The organism is Comamonas odontotermitis (assembly GCF_014207855.1).
Classification (GTDB): Bacteria; Pseudomonadota; Gammaproteobacteria; order Burkholderiales; family Burkholderiaceae_C; genus Comamonas; species Comamonas odontotermitis_A.
On record NZ_JACHKZ010000017.1, the window covers coordinates 20,468 to 42,357 of the forward strand.

The window sequence follows — 21,890 nt, forward strand, 5'->3', positions numbered from 1 at the left end:
TGCCCGGAACCAAGGCATGACCCGCAATGAATTCCTCCTGGTATTTGCGTGGTTGTATGTGTTGCCGTTTGTCGTCGCTTGTCTGGCCTTGCTGGCATATGGCAGATATGCCAACAGGCAGTTGACCTGGAAGCGCTATGTACAGGCTGCAGGGCTCATGGTCATGTTGGCCGTACCCGTAGGCATAGCCATGGTGCTGGCCGTACCGTATTGGCTGCTGGTGAGAGATTGGCCTGTCATGTGGGCGCCATGGCTGTTCATGACGCTGGGCTCCGTGCTGCCGTTTGCTTGCAGATGGATGTTGCGGTGACGGCTGATATCCCGAGGCTACCAAATGAGACAGACGCTCGGCGGATAATGGCAGGGCGCCAGTAGCTCCTGTATTCATAGTGATCCATGGCATCCGGGTGACTGCTGCGATCGGTATCCTCCGCAACAATGGCGGCACAGCGATCACAGAGACGGAGCGGTTTTCCCATGAACGGCGCAAAAAGTTTGGTCAAGACCTTGTTGGCCGCAGGTATCGACACCTGTTTTGCCAACCCGGGCACGAGCGAGATGCATTTTGTGGCCGCGCTGGACCAGGTGCCCGGCATGCAATGTGTGCTGGGCCTGCAGGAGAACATCGTCACCGGCATGGCCGATGGCTACTACCGCATGGCGCGCAAACCCGCCTGCACCCTGCTACATTGCGGGCCCGGCCTTGCCAATGGGCTGGCCAACCTCCACAACGCGCGGCGCGCGCGCAGCGGCATCGTCAATATCGTGGGCGATCAGGCCACCTACCACCGCCCGCTCGACGCGCCATTGACCGCCGACACCGAGGCGCTGGCGCGTACGGTGTCAGCCTGGGTACATACGGCCAGCACGCCCGCGGAAGTGGGGTGCGATGCGGCGCTGGCCGTGCGTGCGGCTTGTACATTTCCGGGCCAGATTGCCAGCCTCATCCTCCCTGCCGATACCAGTTGGGGCGAGGGCGGCGAAGTTGCCAGCACACTGCCCGTGCCGCAGCCCGCACCGCTCGACCCCCGCGCGGTGGAAAGTGCCGCCCGGGCCTTGCGCAGCAGCAAGAATGTATTGCTGCTGCTGGCAGGGGACGCCGCCTTTGAAGAAGGCCAGCAGCAGGCCTGGCGCGTGGCCAGTGCCACGGGCGCCGCCGTCATGCTCGATTACGTCTGTGCCCACGTACAGCGCGGAAGAGGGCGTTTGCAGATCGAACGCGTGCCTTACGGGATGGATGCAGCCATCGGGGCGCTGGCGCGGTTCGAACACATCGTTCTGGCGGGTGCCAAGCCGCCAGTGGGCTTTTTTGCCTACCCGGGCCTGCCATCCACCCAATACCCGGCGACGGCACAATTGCACACGCTGGCGCGGCCGGAGCAAAGCGCCACGGAGGCGTTGCGGGCTCTGGCCGATGCGCTGGGCGCGCCTGCTGTGGCGATTCCCGATGCCGGTCAGCGCCCCGAGGCTGCCCGTGGCGCACCCACACCTGAAGGTGTGGCGCAAACCGTGGCGGCGCTGATGCCCGAGGGGGCCATTGTGTCGGACGAATCCATCTCGTACGGCCGTGGCTTTTATGCGCAGACCTTTGCTGCGCCTGCGCACGACTGGCTGCACCTGGCTGGCGGCGCCATTGGTGACGGCATGCCGGTAGCCACCGGCGCTGCGCTGGGGGCGCGCAAGGAGCGGCGCGTCATCAACCTGCAGGCAGACGGCTCGGCCATGTACAGCCTGCAATCGCTGTGGACGCAGGCACGGGAGGGCTTGCCGGTCACCACCATCCTCCTCAACAACAGCAAGTACAACATCCTGATTGGTGAATACAGAAACGTGGGCGCCACCCCGGGCCCCACGGCCATGGGCATGCTGGATCTGGGCAACCCGGGCATCAACTGGGTGGCGCTGGCCAACGGCATGGGCGTGGAGGCCGCAAGTGCCACCACCATGGAAGCCTGCGGCGACTTGATGCGCGCCAGTTTTGGAAAGCCTGGCCCCTTTCTTATAGAGCTGATGGTGTAGGCTTGCTCTTTGCGCTTGCTCCGGGCGGGTAGATTGCATGGCAGGAGGCAGGAGATTCGATACGCCTTGGAATCCTTTGCAAAACTCCTTTGGCGTGGTCTGAACACGGAATACCAGGGCGTGGGTGTACAGCGTGTGGGTCGGGCAGTGAATAAGACTCGCGTAGCCGACGCATTCGAGAGATGGCGACACGGGGCTAGCTGACACCAGCTGGCTACCGCCGCCCCGCAATCCACCCGTACCCACTCACCAGCATCACCCCGGCGAGTGCGATCAGTGCGCCGGTGACGAAGCCGGGCTCGATGGGTTCGTGCAGGAGCCAGGCGCCGAGGATGACGCCAAAGATCGGGGTCAGAAAGGTGAGCACGCCCAGTTGCGATGCCAGGTAGGTGCGCAGCAGCCAGAACCAGGTCAGCAGGCTGGCAAAGGCCATGGGCAGGGCGTTGAAGGCCATGCTGGCCCAGAACGCTGGCGTGGGGTTGATGTGGCCCTGCCCACTGCCGATTGCAACGGCGACCAGCACCACACAACCCACCACCAGTTGGTAGAGCAAGGTTTGCGCGGCGGGCAGGGTAGACAGTCGCGTGGTGCGGATGGCGACCGTGGTGGCGCCCCATGCCATGCCTGCAAGCAGGGCGAGCAGATCACCCCAGAGCATGTTGCCTGCGCTGCTGCCCTGGCCTGGGTTGGCTGCGCCATTGCGCCACAGGAAGGCGACTGCGATACCCGTAAAGGCGAGCGCGATGCCTAGCCACTGCAGCGGTGCCAGTCTTTCCTGTGGCAGTTTGATGTGCAGGCCGAGCGCGGCCCAGATGGGGGCGGTGTAGAGCAGAACCACCATATGGGCCGCCGATGTATGGCGCAGGCCTTCGCCCACCAGCACAAATTCCAGCGCAAACAGGGCGCCTACCCACAGGCCCGGGCGCCAGCTGCCGTCGCCCCATTGGATATGCTCGCCACGCCAGCGCATCCACAGCCACACCAGAATGGCGGCAATGCCCGAGCGCAGGCCGATCTGCATCATCGGGGCTGCATCGTGCGCGGTGGCCTTGAGCACAATCTGCTGGCCGCTCCAGATGAGGCACAGCACGAGCATCAGGCCGATGGCGCGGGTATCGAGGGCTTGGCGGGTATCCATAGGGAGGGGCTTGTTTGGGCGGAGCAGGCATTGTCGGCGCAGGTAGGCGACGGAGCTGTCGCTGCCGTTTTCTACAACTGGCCAAACTCCGCCAGCACGGCCCGCACGGCGTCCACAGCCGGGTTGGGCGTGCTCAACTGCCGGTGCGCCACCGCCATGGGGCGGATCAGGGGCGGGTGCAGATGGCGGATCTGTACATCCGGGGCGTTTCGCTGGTCTTCCACCTCTTCCAGCGGCAGCAGGGCTGCACTTTGGCAGGCCGCAGCCAGGCTTTTGAGGGCGCCGGGGTAGCTGAGCGCCAGAAAAGGCCGGGGCCGGTAGCCCGCCTGGCCAAACCACGAGGCAATCAGGCCGTGCATTTGCGTGGGGGCCGAAAACGATGCCCAGCGCCGCTCTGACAGCCATTGCGCCGTGACCTGCTCGGGGGCATCCCACGCGGCGGGCAGCAGGGCCACCATGGGGTCGGCGCGCCAGGGGGTGAGCACGATGTCGGCTACTGCAGGCTGTGGGCTGGCGACGATGGCAATGTCGAGCGAGCCCAGTTGCAGGCGCTGCATCGATTGGGCAGAGCCGACGGCCTCCAGCCGTACCTCGACGCCGGGGTTGCGCTCGCTCAAGGCCTGCAGCACCAGCGGCAGCAGCCGTGTGCTGACACCGGCAGACACGCCGACGCGCACCAGTCCTTCCCGCCCGCTGGCGCGGCGCTGCACGAGCTCGACGAGGTCGTCGCTGGCGGCCAGCAGCTTGCGGGCTCCATCTACCAGGGCGTGGCCTGCCGGGGTGAGCGCTGCCTGGCGCCTGCCGCGTACGACCAGCGTGGCATCCAGCCGGGCTTCGAGCTCCTTGATGTGCAGGCTGACCGTGGGCGGCGCCAGATGCAAGGCCTGCGAGGCCGCTGCAAACGTGCCCAGATCGGCAATGGCGACCAGGGTTTGCAGTTGGTCGAGGTTGAGGTTGCGCATAGAGGTTGCATCAGAATTTATGAATTGACTGGTCAGTTAATTCAACTTTACAGATGTTAGCCCAGGCCCGAGCATCGGGCAACCATGAACCATTCTTCTCCTCTTTCAGACAAAGACGCCGGGCTGGGCCGGCGCGATGGCGGTGCTTCTGATCAGGCCGATTTGCGGAATGATTTGGGAAGCGATGTGCAAGACGATGTGCCCAGAGGCCTGCCGCCGCAGGTTGCAGATGGTTGGCTGCACAGGCTGGCCCGGGCATTGGAGCGAGCCGAGCGGCGCATTACGGAGAACTTTCGCGTGCCGCCCGGTGGCGGTTGAGCCAGTAGGATCTTCGATTTATGCCAAAAATGGCGGAACGCGCTTTACTGTCAAGCACCAGATGCTATGAAAAGTATAGAAAATTCCGCAAGGTTCAGTCGCTTGTCTTGCTGGCGAGGGGCTTTTGCCGCCAGGCCAGCACGGCGCCCAGCAGCAAGAATGCGGCCGATACCAGCAAGCCGCGCTGCAGTCCGCCAGCGCCATCGGCTACCCAGCCAACCACCGAGGGCCCCACGATCTGGCCCAGCGCAAAAATGGTGGTGAAGGCGCTGATACCCGCAGGCCATGCCGCTTGCGGCAGGTTGTGGCGCACCAGCGCGGTGGTGGATGCCACGACCGAGAGGAACACCGCGCCAAATACCATGCCGGATGCAAAGACCACCGGCATCGCGCTGGTGAGGGCGGGCAGCACCGTCACCACGGCAAGCACCAGGTTCAGAATGGCCAGTGACTCGCCTCCCTTGAAGTAATCGAGCATGCGCGCCCAGATGCGCGAACTGGCCAGCACGGCCAGGCCCAATGCGGTGTAGAACCCGGTGATCTGGGGGCCGGACATGCCTTGCTGTCGCAGCAGTGCGACGATGAATGTCATGTAGCCGATGTAGCCAGCACCAAACATGAAGTAGCCCGAAAGCCCGAAGCCGAAATCGCGCAGCGCAAAGCCCTGGCTGGTTCCTCGCACGCCGGTGTGCAGGCCTTCTGCAACGCGGCGCGCAGGCACGGCCATTGCGGCGGCGGCCAGCATGCATGCGAGGCCCAGGCCGATCCAGGGCCACTGCCAGGCGTGTGGCACGGCGCGGCTTGCTGCCGCCTCAAGCGTTGCGGGCACCAGCAGCGCCGACAGTGCGATGCCGATGCCGGTGCCGCCGTAGTACAGGCCAATCAGAAACCCCGCGCGCTTTGGAAACAGCGAACCCAGGCGCGCCGCAAGCACCCCGCCTGCAATGAACACCCAGGCGCTGGCGGCACCTGCCAGCACGCGCTGCAGCATCAGCGCCGCAGTTCCGGTCGCCCAGCCTGATACCAGCATGAAGATGGCTGCCAGGAGCGATCCTGCCATCAGCACCCGCCACGCGCCGATGCGCCGCATCAGTAGCGGCGTCATCAGCGCGCCGGCAAAATAGCCGACGGCGTTGCCGGTGTTCATGGCGCCGGCCAGAAAGTATGACCAGCCCAGGTCTTCGCGCATGGGCGGCAGCAGCAGGCCGTACGAGAAGCGCGATATGCCCAGTGCAATGGCCGCGCCCAGCGACAGGGCGAGCGCGATAACAACCGGGTGGCGGTAGGGCGCGTTGGCGGTGGCAAGGGCAGGCGATGTCATTGGTGCAGGGCGGGGGCAACAGCGGTAAGCGCAGTATTGCGGCAGCGCGCTGTAGCTGGTGTCGCCCATGGGCGTGATAACAAGAATGAAAAATGCCTCCAGGCCTGGCCTTGGAGGCATTTTTGAGTGTTTTTGATGTGTGGCGCTCAACCATCAAACGCCAATAGCTATAAAAAATATAGCTTATGAGCCATTATTTGAGGTTGCCCGACAGAAAGCGTGCCAGGCGCTCGCTCTTGGGGTTGGCCAGCACTTCGCGCGGGTTGCCTTGCTCTTCGATCACGCCTTTGTGCAGAAAGACGACGTGGTTCGACACCTCGCGGGCAAAGCCCATTTCGTGGGTCACGACGAGCATGGTGCGGCCTTCCTGGGCCAGCACCTGCATCACGCGCAGCACTTCGCCGACCAGCTCGGGGTCGAGTGCAGAGGTGGGTTCGTCAAACAGCATCACCTCAGGCTCTACCGCCAGGGCGCGGGCGATGGCCACGCGCTGCTGCTGGCCACCGCTCATGTGGCCGGGGTAGGTGTCTTCGCGGCCTTCAAGGCCCACCAGCTGTAGGTATTTGCGGGCGCGCGCCACGGCTTCGTCCTTGCTGATGCCCAGCACATGAACAGGCACTTCAATGATGTTCTGCAGCACCGTCATGTGCGCCCACAGGTTGAAGTGCTGGAACACCATGGCGAGCTTGGTGCGCAGGCGCTGCAACTGCTTGGCGTCCACCGCGTCCAGGTCGCCGTTGCGGGCGGGCTGCAGTTTCAGCTCTTCGCCTGCGACGATGATGCGGCCCTGCTGCGGGTGCTCCAGCAGGTTGATGCAGCGCAGAAACGTGGATTTGCCGGAGCCGGAGCTGCCGATGATGCTGATCACGTCGCCAGGGCAGGCGTTGATCGAGACGCCCTTGAGCACGGCGTTGCTGCCGTAGCTTTTGTGGATGTCCAGCGCCTGCAGTTTGTAGTTGGATGCGTTCATATCAATGCTCGAATTCTATTTTCTTCTGCAAGCCCGGCTCAGGCCTTGCGCGGGGCCAGATAGCCGAGGAAATGGCGCTCCGCAAGGCGGAAGATGCCGATCAGGATGAAGGTGATGCACAGGTACACCACGGCAGCGGCAATATAGGCCTCAAACGGCAGGTAGTAATCGGAGTACACGCGGCTGGCGGCGCCGGTCAGGTCAACCAGCGAAGGCACGGTCGAGGCGAGGCTCGTCGAGTGCAGCATCATCACTACTTCGTTGCTGTAGGCGGGCAGGGTGCGGCGAATGGCGCTGGGCATGACGACGCGGCGCATCAGCTGCCAGCGGCTCATGCCCATGGCGCGGGCGGCTTCCACTTCGCCCTTGCTGGTCTCGCGGATGGAGCCGGCCAGCATTTCCGCCGTGTAGGCAGCGGTGTTGAGTGTGAAGGCGAGGAACGCGCAGAAGAACGGCTCCTTGAAGTAGGTCCAGGGCCAGACCGCATCCCAGCGGGCCTGTACCCATTCAAGCTGCGAAAAACCGTAGTAGATGAGGTACACCTGAATGAGCAGCGGCGTGCCGCGCATGAAGTAGGTGAAAGCACCCACGGTTTTGCGCAGTATCCAGGAGCGGCTCACCAGGGCCAGTGCGCCCAACAGGGCAAGGACAGCGCCGATCGCCAGGCTGGCAATCAGCAGCTTGAGTGTGGTGATGAGGCCCTCGCCGTACAGGGCCAGGGTCTCCGGCTGAAAGATGACTTCCCAATTCATAACTGCACCTTTTCCGTTCCGAGGCTGTAGCGCGCATTGAGGCGGCGCAGCGCCCACAGAGAGGCCGAGGTGTAGATCAGGTACAAAGCGGCGGTAAAGAGGAAGAAGATGAACGGCTGGCGCGCAGCGGCGCTGGCCTGCTTGGCGAGATAGGTCATGTCCTGCAGACCGATCAGGCTGACCAGCGCGGTCGCCTTGATGAGCACCAGCCAGTTGTTCGTGAAGCCGGGCAGGGCGTAGCGCACCATCTGCGGCAGGGTGATGCGGACGAAGGTCTTGAGCGGGCTCATGCCAAAGGCCCAGGCTGCTTCCATCTGGCCCTTGGGAATGGCCAGGATCGCACCCCGGAAGGTTTCGGTCATGTAGGCGCCGTAGATGAAGCCGATGGTCAGCGAGCCGGCGATGAAGGGGTTCAGATCGACGCTCTGGTCGCTTCCCATCTTCTCCAGCAAGGTGTTGAGGCCGATGGCGCCGCCGTAGAAGATCAGCAGCATCATCACCAGCTCAGGGATGCCGCGCACGATGGACGTATAGAGCGTGGCCAGCCACACGAGGGGCCGCTTGCCCGAGAGCTTGGCACTGGCGCCCAGCAGCCCCAGGATGGTGGCGGTGAACACCGACGCCAGCGATACGGCCACTGTGAGCAGCGAGCCCATCAGGATCGATTGGAAATATTCACTCATAGTTTCTAGCCTTCAGCACGGGCGCTGCGCAAACGCGCAGGCGGGGCCATGTGCCGGGTCGTCAAAGGGAAAGCGGCGCGTCCCAGTTTAGTGGTCTGGAAAAGCCGCGCCGCATGGTGTTACCCCTGACAGGAGCCGCTGCAGTGCACAGAGCACTGCAGGGCCTGGCGATGATCAGTTGCCGTATGGGTCGAAGTCGAAGTACTTCTTGGCAATGGTGTTGTAGGTGCCATTGCTGCGGATGGTCTTGATCGCTTCGTTGATCTGCTTTTTCAGATCGCCCTGGCCCTTGCGCAGAGCGATGCCGATGCCGTCGCCATAGTATTTGGTTTCGTACTGGTCAGGGCCCTTGTAGCCATAGTCGGCGCCTTCAGGCTTGCGCAGGAAACCGCCGTTGACCTCGACCTTATCGGCCACGGTGCCATCGAGGCGGCCGGACTTGATGTCCAGGTAGACCTGGTCCTGGGCTTCATAGGGGACGACCGTGGCGCCTGCGGGCTTGAGCTCGCCCATGGCCCACTTCTCTTGCGTGGAGCCCTTGAGCACGCCGATCTTCAGGCCCTTGGTGGAGGCGGGGCCAGTGTATTCAGCCGATTTCTTCAGCACCACGGCGCTCGGGGTCTTGTAGTAGCGGTCGCTGAAATCCACTACGCGGCGGCGCTCGTCGGTCATCGACATCGACGACACGATCACGTCGTACTTCTTGGCTTGCAGGCCGGGGATCATGCTGTCCCACACCTGTTCCACAAAAACGCACTTGCGCTTGATCTGCTCGCACACCGCCTTGGCGATGTCCACATCAAAACCGGTCACCTCACCCTTGGGGGTCTTGTAGGTGAACGGTTCGTAGGTTGGGTCTACCGCGACTTTCAGGTCGGCAGCAAAGGAGGGGGCTGCAACGGCGGCCACTGCCAGGGCGATCAAGGTCTTGCGCATGTGAATCCTCGGATCCTAAAGGTTGATAAGGTGGCTAGCATGCTAGCGGCACCAGCAGGCGCTTTGCAATCGGGCGCATGGGTTTAACGGCTGCTTGTGGCAGCGCGATGACAGGCGCTTCCTTTTTGCCTGCAAAGCGGCGAGAGTGTACGCATTATTGGCAGCCAAAATGGCCAAGTGGTGCGAAAATCAACGTGAAAGCGTCGATTTTTACGCACCACAGGGGAAATTACCGATAGGTATTTGGTTATAACGTCAGATTGCCTGCGCGATATGACCAAATCATGCTGCAAACGTGCTTACGCTCTCCTCGTACGGGCCCTGGCTTGCTCGTAGGTGCAAGCTGCGATCCAGTGCCTTGAATTCATTGCGATGCGAATGCCTTATTTCTTCCAGTAGCCAGGGCGGATCAGCATGCTGTGAATGCGGTAAGGCGCTTTTTCTTCGACCGCAATTTCCATCGGCACAAAGGCCTTGTCACACTGCAGCAGGTAGCTGCCGGCGTAGGAGATGGGGCTGCGCACCTGGCCTGCAATGCGGCAGGCGCCCACGCTCTGGTGCAACTGCTGCAGTACCTGCTTGATCTGGTCGGTGTTCACTTCCTTGTTGAAGTCTTCGGTGAAGTTTTTCGCATCCGGCACGGCTGCCTTGCCTTCGAATGCGGCGTACATTGATTGAAAGCGCTGGGCCAGCGCCTTTTCTGCTGCCGGATTGGGGGCGGGTAGGGCAGGCGCTGCGGGCTGCCGCGTATCGGCAGCTGCCGATGCGCCCGCCGATGGCGCTGCTGCCTCTGGCGCGGGGGATGGCGTGGCGGCAGGTGTATCGTCTGCCGCGTAGGCGACGGTCCACGTTGCAGCGGTCAGGACGGCGCACAGCAACATCTGGCGATTGGCGGGGGAGGGCTGGCGGATCATGCTTTTCTTCCTTGGTGTATTTGTAAGGGCACCACTCTAGTGGCTATGTCCATAGCGAGGGGTAACACTTCGTTTTTTGTAGCTGCTTGCGCTTGCCACGTATACCAAAGATTGGTTTTATCCTACAAATTTAAACAAGATAAATGTTGTGTGAAGCGTCCCTCGTGAGTCCGAAGCTGTTGCGCTGCGTCAAAGACATGAACCCACCTTGCACCGGGGGCAAGCAAGGGCCCGCGCGCAGAAATCGCCCGATTTCACGCCAGCCCACTGTCGCGGCGCGAGGTGCTCGTAAACACGTTCTTAGATTGATCATTGCTTGATCTGAAATAAAGAAAGCCGCTGCGGCTGCAGCGGCTTTGGGCGGTGGAAGGCGGCGATTGCCGATTACTTCTTGTCGCCACCCAATTGGGGCAGGGCATTGCCGCCGCCCGCAGTCAGCAGGCCGGTCTGGGTGTAGATGGCCAGCTTGTCGCGGGTGTCCATCAGGTCCAGATTGCGCATGGTCAGCTGGCCGATGCGGTCTGCCGGGCTGAAAGGCGCATCTTCCACCTTTTCCATCGACAGGCGCTCGGGCGCATAGGTGAGGTTGGGCGACTCGGTGTTGAGCAGCGAGTAGTCGTTGCCGCGGCGCAGCTCCAGTGTCACGGTGCCGGTGATGGCGCGGGCCACCCAGCGCTGTGCGGTTTCGCGCAGCATGATGGCCTGTGGATCGAACCAGCGGCCCTGGTACAGCAGGCGGCCCAGCTTGAGGCCGTTCACACGGTATTGTTCGATGGTGTCTTCGTTGTGAATGCCGGTGACCAGGCGTTCGTAGGCAATGTGCAGCAGGGCCATGCCGGGGGCTTCGTAGATGCCGCGGCTCTTGGCTTCGATGATGCGGTTTTCGATCTGGTCGCTCATGCCCAGGCCGTGGCGGCCGCCGATGCGGTTGGCTTCCAGGAACAGCTCTACCGGGTCTTCGATGCGCTTGCCGTTCAGGGCGACAGGGCGGCCTTCTTCAAAGGTGACCGACACTTCTTCGGCCTTGACTTCGACTTCGGGCTTCCAGAATGCCACGCCCATGATGGGGTTGACGATGCGGATGCCGCTGGCGAGCTGCTCCAGATCCTTGGCTTCGTGCGTAGCACCCAGCATGTTGCTGTCGGTGGAGTAGGCCTTTTCGACCGACATCTTGTAGCCAAAGCCTTCCTTGATCAGGAATTCCGACATCTCGGTGCGGCCGCCGAGCTCGTCAATGAACTGCTGATCCAGCCAGGGCTTGTAGATCTTGAGCTGCGGGTTGGTGAGCAGACCGTAGCGGTAGAAGCGCTCGATGTCATTGCCCTTGAAGGTGGAGCCGTCGCCCCAGATGTGGACGTCGTCTTCCTTCATGGCGGCCACCAGCATGGTGCCGGTCACGGCGCGGCCCAGCGGCGTGGTGTTGAAGTAGGTGATGCCGCCGGTGCTGATATGGAAGGCGCCAGCCTGGATGGCTGCAATGCCTTCGTTCGCCAACTGCGAGCGGCAGTCGATCAGGCGAGCCTTTTCTGCACCGTATTCCATCGCCTTGCGGGGAATGGCGTCGTAGTCTTCTTCGTCTGGCTGGCCCAGGTTGGCGGTATAGGCGTAGGGCAGTGCGCCTTTGTTCTTCATCCAGCGCAGAGCGGCCGAGGTATCGAGGCCGCCGGAGAATGCGATGCCGACCTTCTGGCCGACGGGGACGTGTTGCAGGATGGTTTCCATGGTGCTGTTCTCTATAAAAACGATAGCTATCAGCGCGTTGCAGTCCTGCGCTGGCGGCTTAAAAACCTGTTGACGGCGCTGTGGCTCAGGCGTAATGGCAGATGTAGTGGTATGCCTCAGTCACGCGGATGTCGAACTTGCTGTTGGCAGGCACGCTGAATTTTTCGCCCGGGCCGGATTTCTTCCACTCGTTGCTGCCGTCGAGCTTGTATTCGCACGAACCCGCCACGCATTCCATGATTTCGGCGGCAGCCGTACCAAACGTCAAGGTGGCGGGCAGCACCACGCCCACCGATTGCTTGGTTCCGTCGGCCAGCTGGTAGCTGTGGCTGACGCACTTGCCGTCAAAATAAACATTGGCCTTGGTCGTCAACGTGACGCCAGCGATGCTTGCAGTGGTCATGGAGATTGCGCAAAAAGGAGGAAAACTCCCATTGTAGGGCAGTAGGGCTGGCCCGTGCCTGCTCTTGCCATGCGGCCGGGTCGGCGCAGCTGCGCGGGAGACACGGGCAGGCTAAGGCTTTTCTGCCCATACAAGGCCAAAAGAAACTGCGCTGACACACGGAGGGGTGTGTAGCGCAGTTGCTGGTCGGGGCCGTGAACCCGTTCTGTAGCAGATTCGGGCTTCAGCGCCAATGGCGGTGCCCGCCACCCCAATAACCTCCGATACCCAGTTGGATCACCGGTTGCACTGCCACGGGGGCCGCGTAGTAGGCCGGGGCGGGAGCCATGTAGACAGGAGCGGGTGCGGGCATCACGCCGGAGCCGACCACCACGCCAGGCTCGGGCATCGCCCGACTGGGCCCGGTATTGGCATAAGGCTGGGGGGCGTAGTTGTCGTAAGTGGCGGCTGGCTGAATCGACAGGGGGATCCATTCACCCGGCTGCGTATCGGTGCGCGTGCTGTAGCGGCGGCCTGCGTATTCGTAATCGACGGTGTAGCCGTCGGGCTGGTCCTGCGCCACATACTGCGTGCCGCACTGGCGCACCGTCTGGTAGCTGGGATAGCCGCCTTCGAGTTGGTTGCCGATGGCTGAACCTGCAACCACGCCTACGCCGGTAGCTGCAGCCCGGCCAAAACCGTGGCCCACGCCATTGCCCAGCACGCCACCAATCACTGCACCGGCAATGGCGCCTACACCCGAATTGCGTTGGCCGGCATAGACCTGCTGGTCATTGCACACCTGTTGCGGAATGCTCACCTGGCGGTAGTTGGGCCGCACGGAAATGACCTTGCCGTAGGGCTGCTCACCAGCGGGCAGTGGGGGCTGGGCGTTTGACGCGGGCTGGTCGAGAAACGGGTCAGGCTGGGGGTAGGACTGTGACTGGTAGCCGTCATACCGGTCATATGCGCCGGAGCTTGGGTTTTGCGCCCAGGCACCTGCACATGCCGTTGCAAGTGCCAAGGCAGAGAGCGGAGGAATCAATCGGTTGGACAGGAATCGTGGCATACACGCCTCCAAAAAGGTTGCGAACTTGTGCGAGCTTGCGCCATTAACGCCTCACCAAGGTGCCACGACGACAAGCTTTACAAGCCTTTTCCGGGACTTGGTACGCAGTGTTGCAAGCCCTATGGATGGGTATGCTACGGCGGCTACGTTTCCCGCGGTTCGCGTGCAGGTAAAACCCAGGTAAAAGCGCTATCAATCATTGCGGCAAAAGGGCGTACAGGACCGCCTGCGCGGGGCAAGAGGGCGCAAGCACTTTGATCTTGATGGTAAATACCTGTTGCCTTGCACGCTTTGAAGGCCCCATCCCATCAGGTGCCTGACAGCCTTGTTTTATGAGGCCTTTTTACTCCAGGCGGCCTCGTCAAATCCGACGGTGACCGAGCCGTCTGCCCACTCGACGACCGGGCGCTTGATCACGCTGGGGTTGCTCTGCATCAGCTGCGTGGCGCTTGCGGCATCGGTGACGCCCTGCTGAACAGCCGCATCGAGCTTGCGCCAGGTGGTGCCCTGGCGGTTGACGAGCTTTTCCCAGGTGGCCTGGGCGATCCAGGTGGGCAGATGGCTGTCGGGCGCGCCGGCCTTTTTGAAATCATGAAACTGGTAGGCAATGCCTTGCTCGTCCAGCCAGGTGCGGGCTTTTTTGACGGTGCTGCAATTGGGGATGCCGTAGACGGTGATGGTGTGGTTACTCATGGGCGTAAATGATGACACAGCACCAATTACGCGACAATCTGACCCCATGCAAACCCGATTCGACACCCTGGATCAGTGGCTGGCCCACTGCGAGCAGATTCACCCCTCCACCATCGATATGGGCCTGACGCGCGTCAAGGCCGTGGCAGAGCGGCTGGCGCTGCGCTTTGACTGCCCCGTGATTACCGTGGCGGGCACCAACGGCAAGGGCTCGACCTGCGCCATGGCAGAGGCAATTGCCCTGGAGTCGGGCTATCGCCCGGGTGTGTTCACCTCGCCGCACCTTGTGCATTTTGAAGAGCGCTGCCGCGTGCGGGGCGAGATCGTGTCTGCCGCAGATTTGATGCCGCACTTTGAGGCAGTAGAAGCTGCGCGGCTGCAATCGCCAGAAATCTCGTTGACCTATTTCGAGTTCACGACGCTGGCAATCCTGCGCCTTTTGAGCCTGGCCAAGTTGGATGTCGCCATTCTGGAAGTGGGTCTTGGGGGGCGGCTCGATGCCACCAACATCATCGACACCGACTGCGCCATCATCACCAGCGTCGATCTGGATCATATGGATCTGCTGGGGCCAGACCGCGAATCGATTGGCCGGGAGAAGGCCGGCATCATGCGCCCCGGCAAGCCTGCTGTGGTGAGCGATCCCATGCCGCCGCAAAGCGTGATCGACCATGCCGAGGAGATTGGCGCCGATTTGTGGCGCTTTGGCCGCGATTTCAACTATGAAGGCGACAAGCAGCAGTGGAGCTGGGCCGGACGGGGTCGCCGCTATTCGGGCATGGCCTACCCAGCGCTTCGCGGCGCCAACCAGCTGGTCAACGCATCGGGTGTGCTGGCAGCTTATGAAGCATTGCGTAACAAATTGCCGGTCACGGCCCAGGCGGTGCGCAATGGCCTGGCGATGGTCGAGCTGCCGGGGCGCTTTCAGATCGTGCCGGGTCAGCCCACGCTGGTGCTGGACGTGGGGCACAACCCGCACGCCATTGCAGCGCTCACCGCCAATCTGGATGCCATGGGTTATTTCCCGGTCACGCATGCCATTTTCGGCGCCATGCACGACAAGGACCTGACGCCCATGCTGCGCAAGATCGGGCCGCTGGTCGACCGCTGGTACTTCACCGATCTGCCCACGCCGCGCGCCGAGAAGGCAGCTGATCTGCAGTCCAAATGGAATGCCGTGCAGATGCTGTCGGACAAACGCCACGATGTAACAACCAGCTGCCATCCAGACCCCATGGCAGCTTTGCAGGCTGCTATCGAAGCTGCAGAACCCGCTGATAGAATTGTGGTTTTCGGCTCGTTCTATACGGTGGGTGGGGTGTTGAAGGATGGTGTTCCCCGGCTGGATGCCAAGCACCTGAACTGAGTGCCGCCTGACGGTGGTACCGCCCGACGCTCAACTCCAAATCGTCCATGGCAATTTTCAATCTTCGATGGCCCGGCAAAAAACAGCAGGACGCTGAAAACCAGCGTGTGATACGTGCGCCACGCAGCAACCCTGCCGAAAGCGCCGATGCCATGCGGCGGCGCGCGCGCCACCGCCTGATCGGCGCGACCGTGCTGGTGCTGCTGGCCATCATCGGCTTTCCGATGCTGTTCGATACCCAGCCGCGCCCGCTGCCGGTGAATGCTTCCATCGAGATTCCGGACCGCGAAAGGGTGGCTGCGCTGAGCGTGCCCCCCGCCGCCTCGGTGGGGCCAGCCCGTGCCGACAATGGGTTGGTGGCCGGTGAAGAAATTGTCTCCGGCAGCAGCGCGGGCCGCCAGGCATCGGGCGCCGCACAGAATGCAGCAACCGCTGCGGCAGCAGCAAGCGCGGCTGCCGCAGCGGCCGCTTCGGCAAAGCCTGTAGACAAGCCCGCAGTCAACAAACCAGAGACCAAGCCCGCAGTCAACAAACCAGAGACCAAGCCCGAGGCCAAACCAGAGCACAAGCCTGAAACCAAGCCCAAGGAAGAGCCCAGGCCAACGCCCAAGCCAGAGGCCAAACCAGATCCCAAACCGGAGTCCAAGCCCGAGGCCAAACCCCAGTCCAAGCCAGAAGCAAAGCCTGAGGCCAAGCCCAAGGAAGAGCCCAAGAAGGAAGAAAAGCCCAAAGAGCAGGCTAAGCCCAAGCGGGACGACGAGGCAGACCGCGTCCGCGCCATGATGGAAGGCCGCAGCAACGCTGCTGCGGCGTCCGCCGCCAAGCCCGAAGCGGCTGCCGCGTCGTCGCGTTACATCATTCAGGTAGGCGCGTTTGCCGAAGCGGAAAAGGCTTCCGAAGTACGCGCCAAGCTGCAGATGGCGGGGGTTTCTGCCTTCACGCAGAATGTCAAGACCTCGGCGGGCAACCGCATCCGTGTGCGTGTGGGGCCCTTCAACAGCAAGGAAGAGGCTGAACGCGCCGCAGCCAAGGTCAAGGCCCAGGGCCTGCCCGCTGCGCTGGTGCCCATGTAGGCGTGGGCGTCGGTGCTTGTGATGCAGTGTCATGACCCCATCTGCTGGCCATGCGCTTGGTGCGCAGACCCGCTTGCCTGAGGCTGTTTGTGGCAGCGCTTGATTGGGTACTGCTGGTGGTGTTGCTGGGCTCGGTGCTGATTGGCGCCTGGCGTGGCCTGGTGTTCGAGGTGCTGTCCCTGGCCAGCTGGGTGCTGGCATTCTTTGCCGCGCGGCTGTGGGGAGGGGCGGTCGGTGCATGGCTGCCCATGCAGGATATGGACGAGGGCTTGCGTACCGGGGCTGGCTTTGTAATTGCCTTCATCGCCGCCTTGTTTGCATTGGGTGTGGTGATCTGGCTCATTGGCAAGCTGGTTACCATGGTAGGCCTGCGCCCCTTTGACCGCGCTCTGGGCGCCTTGATCGGTGCTGTGCGAGGGGTGTTACTACTTGTATTGATCGCTCTGGTTTTTCTGCTGACACCGATGCGGGAATCGCAAATCTGGAACACTTCCGTATTGGCGCCGTATCTGGTGTCTGCAGTGTCGGTATTGCGGCCATGGATGCCGCAGGAAATGGGAAGACATTGGTCTTCGCTGGTGGACCAGCTCACCGAGGCTGGTTCGCGCATCGCGGCAGAGCCGCGTTAACGTATTTGGAACGCTCAATATGTGTGGAATCGTCGGAGTCGTCAGTAGCACGCCGGTCAATCAATTGATCTATGACGCGCTGTTGCTGTTGCAACACCGTGGACAGGATGCAGCCGGCATCGCAACGCAACAGGGACGCAAGTTCTTCATGCACAAGGCCAAGGGCATGGTCAAGGATGTGTTCCGCACACGTAACATGCGCGCCTTGCCGGGCAATGTGGGACTGGGCCAGGTGCGTTACCCCACGGCTGGCAATGCGTTCAGCGAAGAAGAGGCGCAGCCTTTCTACGTCAACGCACCATTTGGCATCGTGCTGGTACACAACGGCAACCTGACCAACGCGGTCGAGCTGCGCAAGGAGCTGTTCTCGGCCGATCATCGCCACACCAATACCGATAGCGACTCGGAAGTGCTGCTCAACGTGTTTGCCCATGAGCTTGAGCGTGCCACGCGCGGTGTTCCGCTGCAAAAGACCGACGTGTTCAACGCCGTTCGAGCAGTGCACAAGCGCATCAAGGGCTCGTATGCGGTGATCGCGCTGATTGCCGGCCACGGCGTTGTGGCTTTCCGCGACCCCAATGGCATCCGCCCGCTGTGCATTGGCAGAGGGGCGGACGGCACGGTCATGGTGGCGAGCGAATCGGTGGCGCTGGAAGGCACCATGCAGCAGCTCGACCGGGACATTGCGCCCGGCGAAGCTGTGTTCATCGACGATGACGGCACCATCACTTTCGAGCAATGTGCCGACAATGCCACTCTGCATCCATGCATCTTTGAATTTGTCTACCTTGCACGTCCTGATTCCGTGCTCGACGGCATGTCGGTCTACCAGGCCCGTCTGAACCTGGGCGAGACCCTGGCCAAGCGCGTGGTCTCCATGGTGCCGCCCAATGAGATCGATGCTGTGATTCCCATCCCTGAATCGAGCCGCCCCAGTGCCATGCAACTGGCGCAATTGCTGGGCAAACCGTACCGCGAAGGCTTCGTCAAGAACCGCTATGTGGGCCGCACCTTCATCATGCCGGGCCAGGGCACGCGCAAGAAATCGGTGCGCCAGAAGCTCAATGCCATCAGCAGCGAGTTCAAGGGCCGCAATGTGCTGCTGGTGGATGACTCCATCGTCCGCGGCACCACATCCAAAGAGATCGTGCAGATGGCGCGCGATGCAGGTGCCAACAAGGTGTACCTGGCCAGTGCCGCGCCGCCAGTGCGTTTCCCCAATGTCTACGGCATTGACATGCCCACCGCCAAGGAACTGGTGGCGCACGACCGCAGCCTGGAAGAGATTCGCCAGTACATTGGCTGCGATGCATTGATCTACCAGGATGTGGATGGGATGAAGAAGGCCGTGGGCAAGCTCAATACCGACGTGCATGGTTTTGAGGCATCCTGCTTTGATGGCGTCTACGTCACCGGCATCACCGCTGAAGGAATCTCGCGCGTCAATGAAGGCCGCGTTGCCACGGAAGAAGACGAGGTAGATACCTCGCGCCTGTCGCTGCGCAATGCCGCTGATGTAGCTTGATCACGGCCGTCTGGTCGTACTGGAATCTGAATGACAAATAAAGCATTGCCGCAGGGTCTGCATCCAGACACCTTGGCGGTTCGTGAGGCTGTGGAACGCAGCCAATGGGGTGAGCACAGCGAAGCCCTGTATCTGGCCAGCAGCTTTGTGCAGCCCAGCGCCGAGACGGCAGCACGCCGTTTTGCCGCGCAGGAAGAAGGCTACACCTACACGCGCACCAGCAACCCCACCGTGACAAGCTTCGAGCGCAGGCTGGCCGCGATGGAAGGCACCGAGTGTGCAGTGGCCACATCCACGGGCATGTCTGCCATTCTCCTGGTGGCACTTACTGCACTGAAGACCGGCGATCACGTCATCTGCTCGCAGTCCATGTTTGGCTCCACCATCAAGCTCCTGGGCACCGAAATGGCGCGCTTCGGGGTGGAGACCACCTTTGTGTCGCAAACCGATACCGCAGCCTGGAAGGCAGCCATCAAGCCAAACACGCGCATGCTGTTTGCTGAAACGCCGACCAACCCGCTCACCGACCTGTGCGACATCGCTGCGCTGGCCGACATTGCCCATGCCCACGGTGCCTTGCTGGCCGTGGACAACAGCTTTGCCACTCCCGTGCTGCAGCAGCCTGCCAGGCTTGGGGCCGATCTCGTCGTGCATTCGGGCACCAAGTTCCTCGACGGCCAGGGCCGCGTCATGGCGGGCGCCGTCTGCGGCACGGTGGCGCTGGTGGACAAGGTGATGGGCACCTTCCTGCGCAGCGGTGGCCTGAACCTCTCGCCTTTCAACGCCTGGGTGGTGATGAAGGGGTTGGAGACGCTCTCGCTGCGCGTCAAGGCAGAAAGCGCTGCTGCGCTGGAGCTGGCCGCCTGGCTGGAAGCGCACCCCAAGGTGGCACGGGTTTACTATCCGGGCCTCAAGAGCCATCCGCAGCACGAGCTGGCCATGCGCCAGCAAAACGGGCTGGGTGGCGCCGTGTTGTCGTTCGATGTGCGTGGCCACAATGCCGAGCAATTGCGCGCCAACGCCTTCCATGTGATCGACAGCACCTTGCTGTGCAGCATCACCGCCAACCTGGGCGATGTGAAAACCACCATCACCCACCCGGCCAGCACCTCGCACGGCCGCCTGACCGAAGAGCAGCGCCAGGCCGCTGGCGTGGGCCAGGGCCTGATTCGCATCTCCGTGGGGCTGGAGCATCTGGATGATCTGAAAGCCGACCTCTCCCGCGGACTGGATACTCTCAAATGACACAAAAAGTACGTACCCGATTCGCACCTTCGCCAACCGGCTTTATCCACCTGGGCAATATTCGCTCGGCTTTGTATCCCTGGGCCTTTGCACGTGCCAACCAGGGTGATTTCATCCTGCGCATCGAAGACACTGACCTGGAGCGCTCCACGCAGGCATCGGTCGATGTCATTCTGGAAGGCATGGCCTGGCTCCAGCTCACGCCCGACGAAGGCCCGTTCTACCAGATGCAGCGTATGGCACGCTATAAAGAAGTGCTGGCCACCTTGCAGGAAAAGGGTGCTGTCTACCCCTGCTACATGAGCATGGAAGAGCTGGACGCGCTGCGCGAAAAGCAAATGGCCAACAAGGAAAAACCGCGTTACGACGGTACCTGGCGACCAGAGCCCGGCAAGGTGCTGCCTCCGGTACCGGAAGGCGTCAAGCCCGTGCTGCGCTTCAAGACACCCTTGACCGGTGTGGTCGGTTGGGACGACAAATGCAAGGGCCACATCGAGTTCCAGAACTCGGAGCTGGATGACCTCGTGATCGCGCGCCCCGATGGCACACCCACCTACAACTTCTGCGTCTGCGTGGACGACATGGACATGAACATCACCCACGTGATCCGGGGTGACGACCATGTCAACAACACGCCGCGTCAGATCCACATCTTTGAGGCGCTAGGGGCAACTGTGCCTGTGTTTGCCCACCTGCCCACTGTGCTCAACGAGCAGGGCGAGAAGATGAGCAAGCGCAATGGCGCCAAAGCCGTCACCCAATACCGTGACGAAGGCTACCTGCCTGACGCCATGGTGAACTACCTCGCGCGCCTGGGCTGGAGCCACGGCGATGATGAAATCTTCTCGCGCCAACAGTTTCTGGAGTGGTTCAACCTGGATCACCTGGGCCGCAGCGCGGGCCAGTTCGACGATGCCAAACTGCGCTGGGTGAATGCACAGCACATGAAGATGACGCCCGATGATGAGCTGGCCGCCATGGTGATGCCTTTTCTGCAGAAGCAGGGTCTTGATTCGCGGGAGCTGGCCGATGGCCGCATGTCGCGCATCTGCGGCCTCTTCAAGGATCGCTGCGACACCCTGGTTGATCTGGCCAACTGGGTCCAGGTGTTCTACCGCGATCCTCAGCCAACCGCAGAAGACCTGGCGCAACATGTAACCGCTGAAATCACGCCTGTGATCGATGAGCTCCTGGAGGTACTGGCGCAGGGCGACTGGAGCAAGGAATCCATCAGTGCGGGTTTCAAGCAGGTGCTCAAGGCCCACGGCATCAAAATGCCCCAACTGGCAATGCCGGTGCGGGTTTTGGCGGTGGGCACGGCCCATACGCCATCAGTGGATGCGGTGCTTGCATTGCTGGGCCGTGAAAAAATTATCGAAAGACTCCAAAAGCGATAAAATTCACCCTATAATTCAAGTCTTTGGTGAACGGCACTAGTAACTGAGAGTTGTTTGCCAGGATTTTGGGGGTATAGCTCAGCTGGGAGAGCGCTTGCATGGCATGCAAGAGGTCATCGGTTCGATCCCGTTTACCTCCACCAAGATTTGTCAGAAACGATGCGTTTTTAATGAATCGGTTCTTAGGTTTTGACCCTATCGTCTAGAGGCCTAGGACATCACCCTTTCACGGTGAGTACCGGGGTTCGAATCCCCGTAGGGTCGCCAAGTTTGAAGCACTTTATGCTATATAATAGCTAGCAACGCTTCACTGCCAGGAGTGGTAGTTCAGTTGGTTAGAATACCGGCCTGTCACGCCGGGGGTCGCGGGTTCGAGTCCCGTCCACTCCGCCATTTGGTCAGTCGCTTGATGCAAAAAGCGCCTTTGTATGAAGAGGGCGCTTTTTTAATCGGTTGCTGAAAAGTAGTTCCAGGTTTTGACCCTATCGTCTAGAGGCCTAGGACATCACCCTTTCACGGTGAGTACCGGGGTTCGAATCCCCGTAGGGTCGCCAAGTTTGAAGCGCTTGAAGCTATACAATGTGTAGCAAAGCTTCCTGCCAGGAGTGGTAGTTCAGTTGGTTAGAATACCGGCCTGTCACGCCGGGGGTCGCGGGTTCGAGTCCCGTCCACTCCGCCACAGTTTTAAAATTTGTTGAGATCATGTCAGGACGCGAAGGGCGCGTGAAGCTGTACTCAGGTACAGCGAACGAGACCGACAAAGTCATGGCGTGATA

At 61.6% G+C, this 21,890-nt stretch carries 21 protein-coding genes and 5 tRNA genes; 14 read left to right on the forward strand and 12 right to left on the reverse strand.

Going from position 1 to position 21,890, the window contains the following annotated elements; all coding sequences use genetic code 11:
* The first annotated feature begins 16 nt into the window (after window positions 1–16).
* On the forward strand, window positions 17–310 hold the full coding sequence (locus HNP33_RS13500) for a hypothetical protein (protein WP_184709387.1): 294 nt from the start codon (window positions 17–19) through the stop codon (window positions 308–310).
* A gap of 167 nt (window positions 311–477) precedes the next feature.
* Window positions 478–2,019 (forward strand): acetolactate synthase large subunit, encoded by a 1,542-nt coding sequence (locus tag HNP33_RS13505; protein WP_184709385.1) that lies wholly within the window; start codon window positions 478–480, stop codon window positions 2,017–2,019.
* A gap of 214 nt (window positions 2,020–2,233) precedes the next feature.
* Here the strand turns inward: HNP33_RS13505 and HNP33_RS13510 are convergent, their stop codons facing one another.
* Together HNP33_RS13510 and HNP33_RS13515 are read right to left on the reverse strand one after the other, a co-directional pair.
* Window positions 2,234–3,157 (reverse strand): DMT family transporter, encoded by a 924-nt coding sequence (locus tag HNP33_RS13510; RefSeq protein WP_184709383.1) that lies wholly within the window; start codon window positions 3,155–3,157, stop codon window positions 2,234–2,236.
* Between the two features lie 71 nt (window positions 3,158–3,228).
* Entirely contained in the window at window positions 3,229–4,119 is an 891-nt protein-coding gene (locus HNP33_RS13515; RefSeq protein ID WP_184709381.1) for a LysR family transcriptional regulator, read from the reverse strand.
* Window positions 4,120–4,203: 84 nt separating this feature from the next.
* Here HNP33_RS13515 and HNP33_RS13520 point away from each other — a divergent pair, with 84 nt between their 5' ends.
* The gene (locus HNP33_RS13520) at window positions 4,204–4,437 is read left to right on the forward strand and encodes a hypothetical protein (RefSeq protein ID WP_184709379.1); all 234 of its coding nucleotides are present in this window, start codon (window positions 4,204–4,206) and stop codon (window positions 4,435–4,437) included.
* Between the two features lie 94 nt (window positions 4,438–4,531).
* Here the strand turns inward: HNP33_RS13520 and HNP33_RS13525 are convergent, their stop codons facing one another.
* From HNP33_RS13525 to HNP33_RS13570, 10 genes are all read right to left on the reverse strand, one after another.
* Window positions 4,532–5,758, reverse strand: coding sequence for a YbfB/YjiJ family MFS transporter (locus tag HNP33_RS13525; RefSeq protein WP_184709377.1), 1,227 nt, complete (start codon window positions 5,756–5,758; stop codon window positions 4,532–4,534).
* Between the two features lie 193 nt (window positions 5,759–5,951).
* Window positions 5,952–6,728, reverse strand: a complete 777-nt coding sequence (locus tag HNP33_RS13530; RefSeq protein WP_184709375.1) for an ABC transporter ATP-binding protein — start codon at window positions 6,726–6,728, stop codon at window positions 5,952–5,954.
* Window positions 6,729–6,766: 38 nt separating this feature from the next.
* Window positions 6,767–7,480: an ABC transporter permease gene (locus tag HNP33_RS13535; protein WP_184709373.1), complete on the reverse strand. Its 714-nt coding sequence runs from the start codon at window positions 7,478–7,480 to the stop codon at window positions 6,767–6,769.
* Window positions 7,477–8,163 carry an ABC transporter permease gene (locus tag HNP33_RS13540; RefSeq protein ID WP_184709371.1) on the reverse strand — a complete coding sequence of 229 codons (687 nt, stop codon included), beginning with the start codon at window positions 8,161–8,163 and terminating at the stop codon, window positions 7,477–7,479. Before HNP33_RS13540 ends, HNP33_RS13535 begins: the two co-directional genes overlap by 4 nt.
* A gap of 174 nt (window positions 8,164–8,337) precedes the next feature.
* Window positions 8,338–9,099, reverse strand: coding sequence for a transporter substrate-binding domain-containing protein (locus HNP33_RS13545; protein ID WP_184709369.1), 762 nt, complete (start codon window positions 9,097–9,099; stop codon window positions 8,338–8,340).
* 383 nt (window positions 9,100–9,482) lie between these two features.
* A complete protein-coding gene (locus HNP33_RS13550) occupies window positions 9,483–10,013 on the reverse strand; it encodes a hypothetical protein (protein WP_184709367.1) in 531 nt (176 codons plus the stop codon).
* 384 nt (window positions 10,014–10,397) lie between these two features.
* Window positions 10,398–11,735 carry an argininosuccinate synthase gene (argG, locus tag HNP33_RS13555; protein ID WP_184709365.1) on the reverse strand — a complete coding sequence of 446 codons (1,338 nt, stop codon included), beginning with the start codon at window positions 11,733–11,735 and terminating at the stop codon, window positions 10,398–10,400.
* An 85-nt stretch (window positions 11,736–11,820) separates the two neighbouring features.
* Window positions 11,821–12,138: a pyrimidine/purine nucleoside phosphorylase gene (locus tag HNP33_RS13560; RefSeq protein ID WP_184709363.1), complete on the reverse strand. Its 318-nt coding sequence runs from the start codon at window positions 12,136–12,138 to the stop codon at window positions 11,821–11,823.
* Between the two features lie 223 nt (window positions 12,139–12,361).
* Window positions 12,362–13,186, reverse strand: a complete 825-nt coding sequence (locus HNP33_RS13565; RefSeq protein WP_184709362.1) for a glycine zipper 2TM domain-containing protein — start codon at window positions 13,184–13,186, stop codon at window positions 12,362–12,364.
* A gap of 330 nt (window positions 13,187–13,516) precedes the next feature.
* Entirely contained in the window at window positions 13,517–13,879 is a 363-nt protein-coding gene (locus tag HNP33_RS13570) for an ArsC family reductase (protein ID WP_184709360.1), read from the reverse strand.
* Window positions 13,880–13,925: 46 nt separating this feature from the next.
* Here HNP33_RS13570 and folC point away from each other — a divergent pair, with 46 nt between their 5' ends.
* The 11 genes from folC (at window position 13,926) to HNP33_RS13625 (ending at window position 21,793) form a co-directional block, all read left to right on the forward strand.
* The gene (gene folC, locus HNP33_RS13575; protein WP_184709358.1) at window positions 13,926–15,245 is read left to right on the forward strand and encodes a bifunctional tetrahydrofolate synthase/dihydrofolate synthase; all 1,320 of its coding nucleotides are present in this window, start codon (window positions 13,926–13,928) and stop codon (window positions 15,243–15,245) included.
* A 47-nt stretch (window positions 15,246–15,292) separates the two neighbouring features.
* The gene (locus HNP33_RS13580; protein WP_184709356.1) at window positions 15,293–16,318 is read left to right on the forward strand and encodes an SPOR domain-containing protein; all 1,026 of its coding nucleotides are present in this window, start codon (window positions 15,293–15,295) and stop codon (window positions 16,316–16,318) included.
* 89 nt (window positions 16,319–16,407) lie between these two features.
* Window positions 16,408–16,947, forward strand: a complete 540-nt coding sequence (locus tag HNP33_RS13585) for a CvpA family protein (protein WP_184709354.1) — start codon at window positions 16,408–16,410, stop codon at window positions 16,945–16,947.
* Between the two features lie 19 nt (window positions 16,948–16,966).
* Window positions 16,967–18,472: an amidophosphoribosyltransferase gene (gene purF, locus HNP33_RS13590; RefSeq protein ID WP_184709352.1), complete on the forward strand. Its 1,506-nt coding sequence runs from the start codon at window positions 16,967–16,969 to the stop codon at window positions 18,470–18,472.
* A 30-nt stretch (window positions 18,473–18,502) separates the two neighbouring features.
* Entirely contained in the window at window positions 18,503–19,717 is a 1,215-nt protein-coding gene (locus tag HNP33_RS13595) for an O-succinylhomoserine sulfhydrylase (protein WP_184709350.1), read from the forward strand.
* Window positions 19,714–21,114 carry a glutamate--tRNA ligase gene (gene gltX / locus HNP33_RS13600; RefSeq protein ID WP_184709348.1) on the forward strand — a complete coding sequence of 467 codons (1,401 nt, stop codon included), beginning with the start codon at window positions 19,714–19,716 and terminating at the stop codon, window positions 21,112–21,114. Before HNP33_RS13595 ends, gltX begins: the two co-directional genes overlap by 4 nt.
* A gap of 67 nt (window positions 21,115–21,181) precedes the next feature.
* Window positions 21,182–21,257: transfer RNA gene (locus tag HNP33_RS13605), tRNA-Ala, on the forward strand.
* A 48-nt stretch (window positions 21,258–21,305) separates the two neighbouring features.
* Window positions 21,306–21,381 (forward strand) — tRNA-Glu (locus HNP33_RS13610).
* A gap of 49 nt (window positions 21,382–21,430) precedes the next feature.
* A tRNA-Asp gene (locus HNP33_RS13615) sits at window positions 21,431–21,507 on the forward strand.
* 85 nt (window positions 21,508–21,592) lie between these two features.
* Window positions 21,593–21,668 (forward strand) — tRNA-Glu (locus tag HNP33_RS13620).
* A gap of 48 nt (window positions 21,669–21,716) precedes the next feature.
* Window positions 21,717–21,793, forward strand: a tRNA-Asp gene (locus tag HNP33_RS13625).
* Window positions 21,794–21,890: the final 97 nt, after the last annotated feature.

Bases quoted from the DNA above. Each gene is read 5' to 3' on its own strand.
- HNP33_RS13500 (WP_184709387.1), top strand. From the start codon at position 17: ATGACCCGCAATGAATTCCTCCTGGTATTTGCGTGGTTGTATGTGTTG.
- HNP33_RS13505 (WP_184709385.1), top strand. From the start codon at position 478: ATGAACGGCGCAAAAAGTTTGGTCAAGACCTTGTTGGCCGCAGGTATC.
- HNP33_RS13510 (WP_184709383.1), bottom strand. From the start codon at position 3,157: ATGGATACCCGCCAAGCCCTCGATACCCGCGCCATCGGCCTGATGCTC.
- HNP33_RS13515 (WP_184709381.1), bottom strand. From the start codon at position 4,119: ATGCGCAACCTCAACCTCGACCAACTGCAAACCCTGGTCGCCATTGCC.
- HNP33_RS13520 (WP_184709379.1), top strand. From the start codon at position 4,204: ATGAACCATTCTTCTCCTCTTTCAGACAAAGACGCCGGGCTGGGCCGG.
- HNP33_RS13525 (WP_184709377.1), bottom strand. From the start codon at position 5,758: ATGACATCGCCTGCCCTTGCCACCGCCAACGCGCCCTACCGCCACCCG.
- HNP33_RS13530 (WP_184709375.1), bottom strand. From the start codon at position 6,728: ATGAACGCATCCAACTACAAACTGCAGGCGCTGGACATCCACAAAAGC.
- HNP33_RS13535 (WP_184709373.1), bottom strand. From the start codon at position 7,480: ATGAATTGGGAAGTCATCTTTCAGCCGGAGACCCTGGCCCTGTACGGC.
- HNP33_RS13540 (WP_184709371.1), bottom strand. From the start codon at position 8,163: ATGAGTGAATATTTCCAATCGATCCTGATGGGCTCGCTGCTCACAGTG.
- HNP33_RS13545 (WP_184709369.1), bottom strand. From the start codon at position 9,099: ATGCGCAAGACCTTGATCGCCCTGGCAGTGGCCGCCGTTGCAGCCCCC.
- HNP33_RS13550 (WP_184709367.1), bottom strand. From the start codon at position 10,013: ATGATCCGCCAGCCCTCCCCCGCCAATCGCCAGATGTTGCTGTGCGCC.
- argG (WP_184709365.1), bottom strand. From the start codon at position 11,735: ATGGAAACCATCCTGCAACACGTCCCCGTCGGCCAGAAGGTCGGCATC.
- HNP33_RS13560 (WP_184709363.1), bottom strand. From the start codon at position 12,138: ATGACCACTGCAAGCATCGCTGGCGTCACGTTGACGACCAAGGCCAAT.
- HNP33_RS13565 (WP_184709362.1), bottom strand. From the start codon at position 13,186: ATGCCACGATTCCTGTCCAACCGATTGATTCCTCCGCTCTCTGCCTTG.
- HNP33_RS13570 (WP_184709360.1), bottom strand. From the start codon at position 13,879: ATGAGTAACCACACCATCACCGTCTACGGCATCCCCAATTGCAGCACC.
- folC (WP_184709358.1), top strand. From the start codon at position 13,926: ATGCAAACCCGATTCGACACCCTGGATCAGTGGCTGGCCCACTGCGAG.
- HNP33_RS13580 (WP_184709356.1), top strand. From the start codon at position 15,293: ATGGCAATTTTCAATCTTCGATGGCCCGGCAAAAAACAGCAGGACGCT.
- purF (WP_184709352.1), top strand. From the start codon at position 16,967: ATGTGTGGAATCGTCGGAGTCGTCAGTAGCACGCCGGTCAATCAATTG.
- HNP33_RS13595 (WP_184709350.1), top strand. From the start codon at position 18,503: ATGACAAATAAAGCATTGCCGCAGGGTCTGCATCCAGACACCTTGGCG.
- gltX (WP_184709348.1), top strand. From the start codon at position 19,714: ATGACACAAAAAGTACGTACCCGATTCGCACCTTCGCCAACCGGCTTT.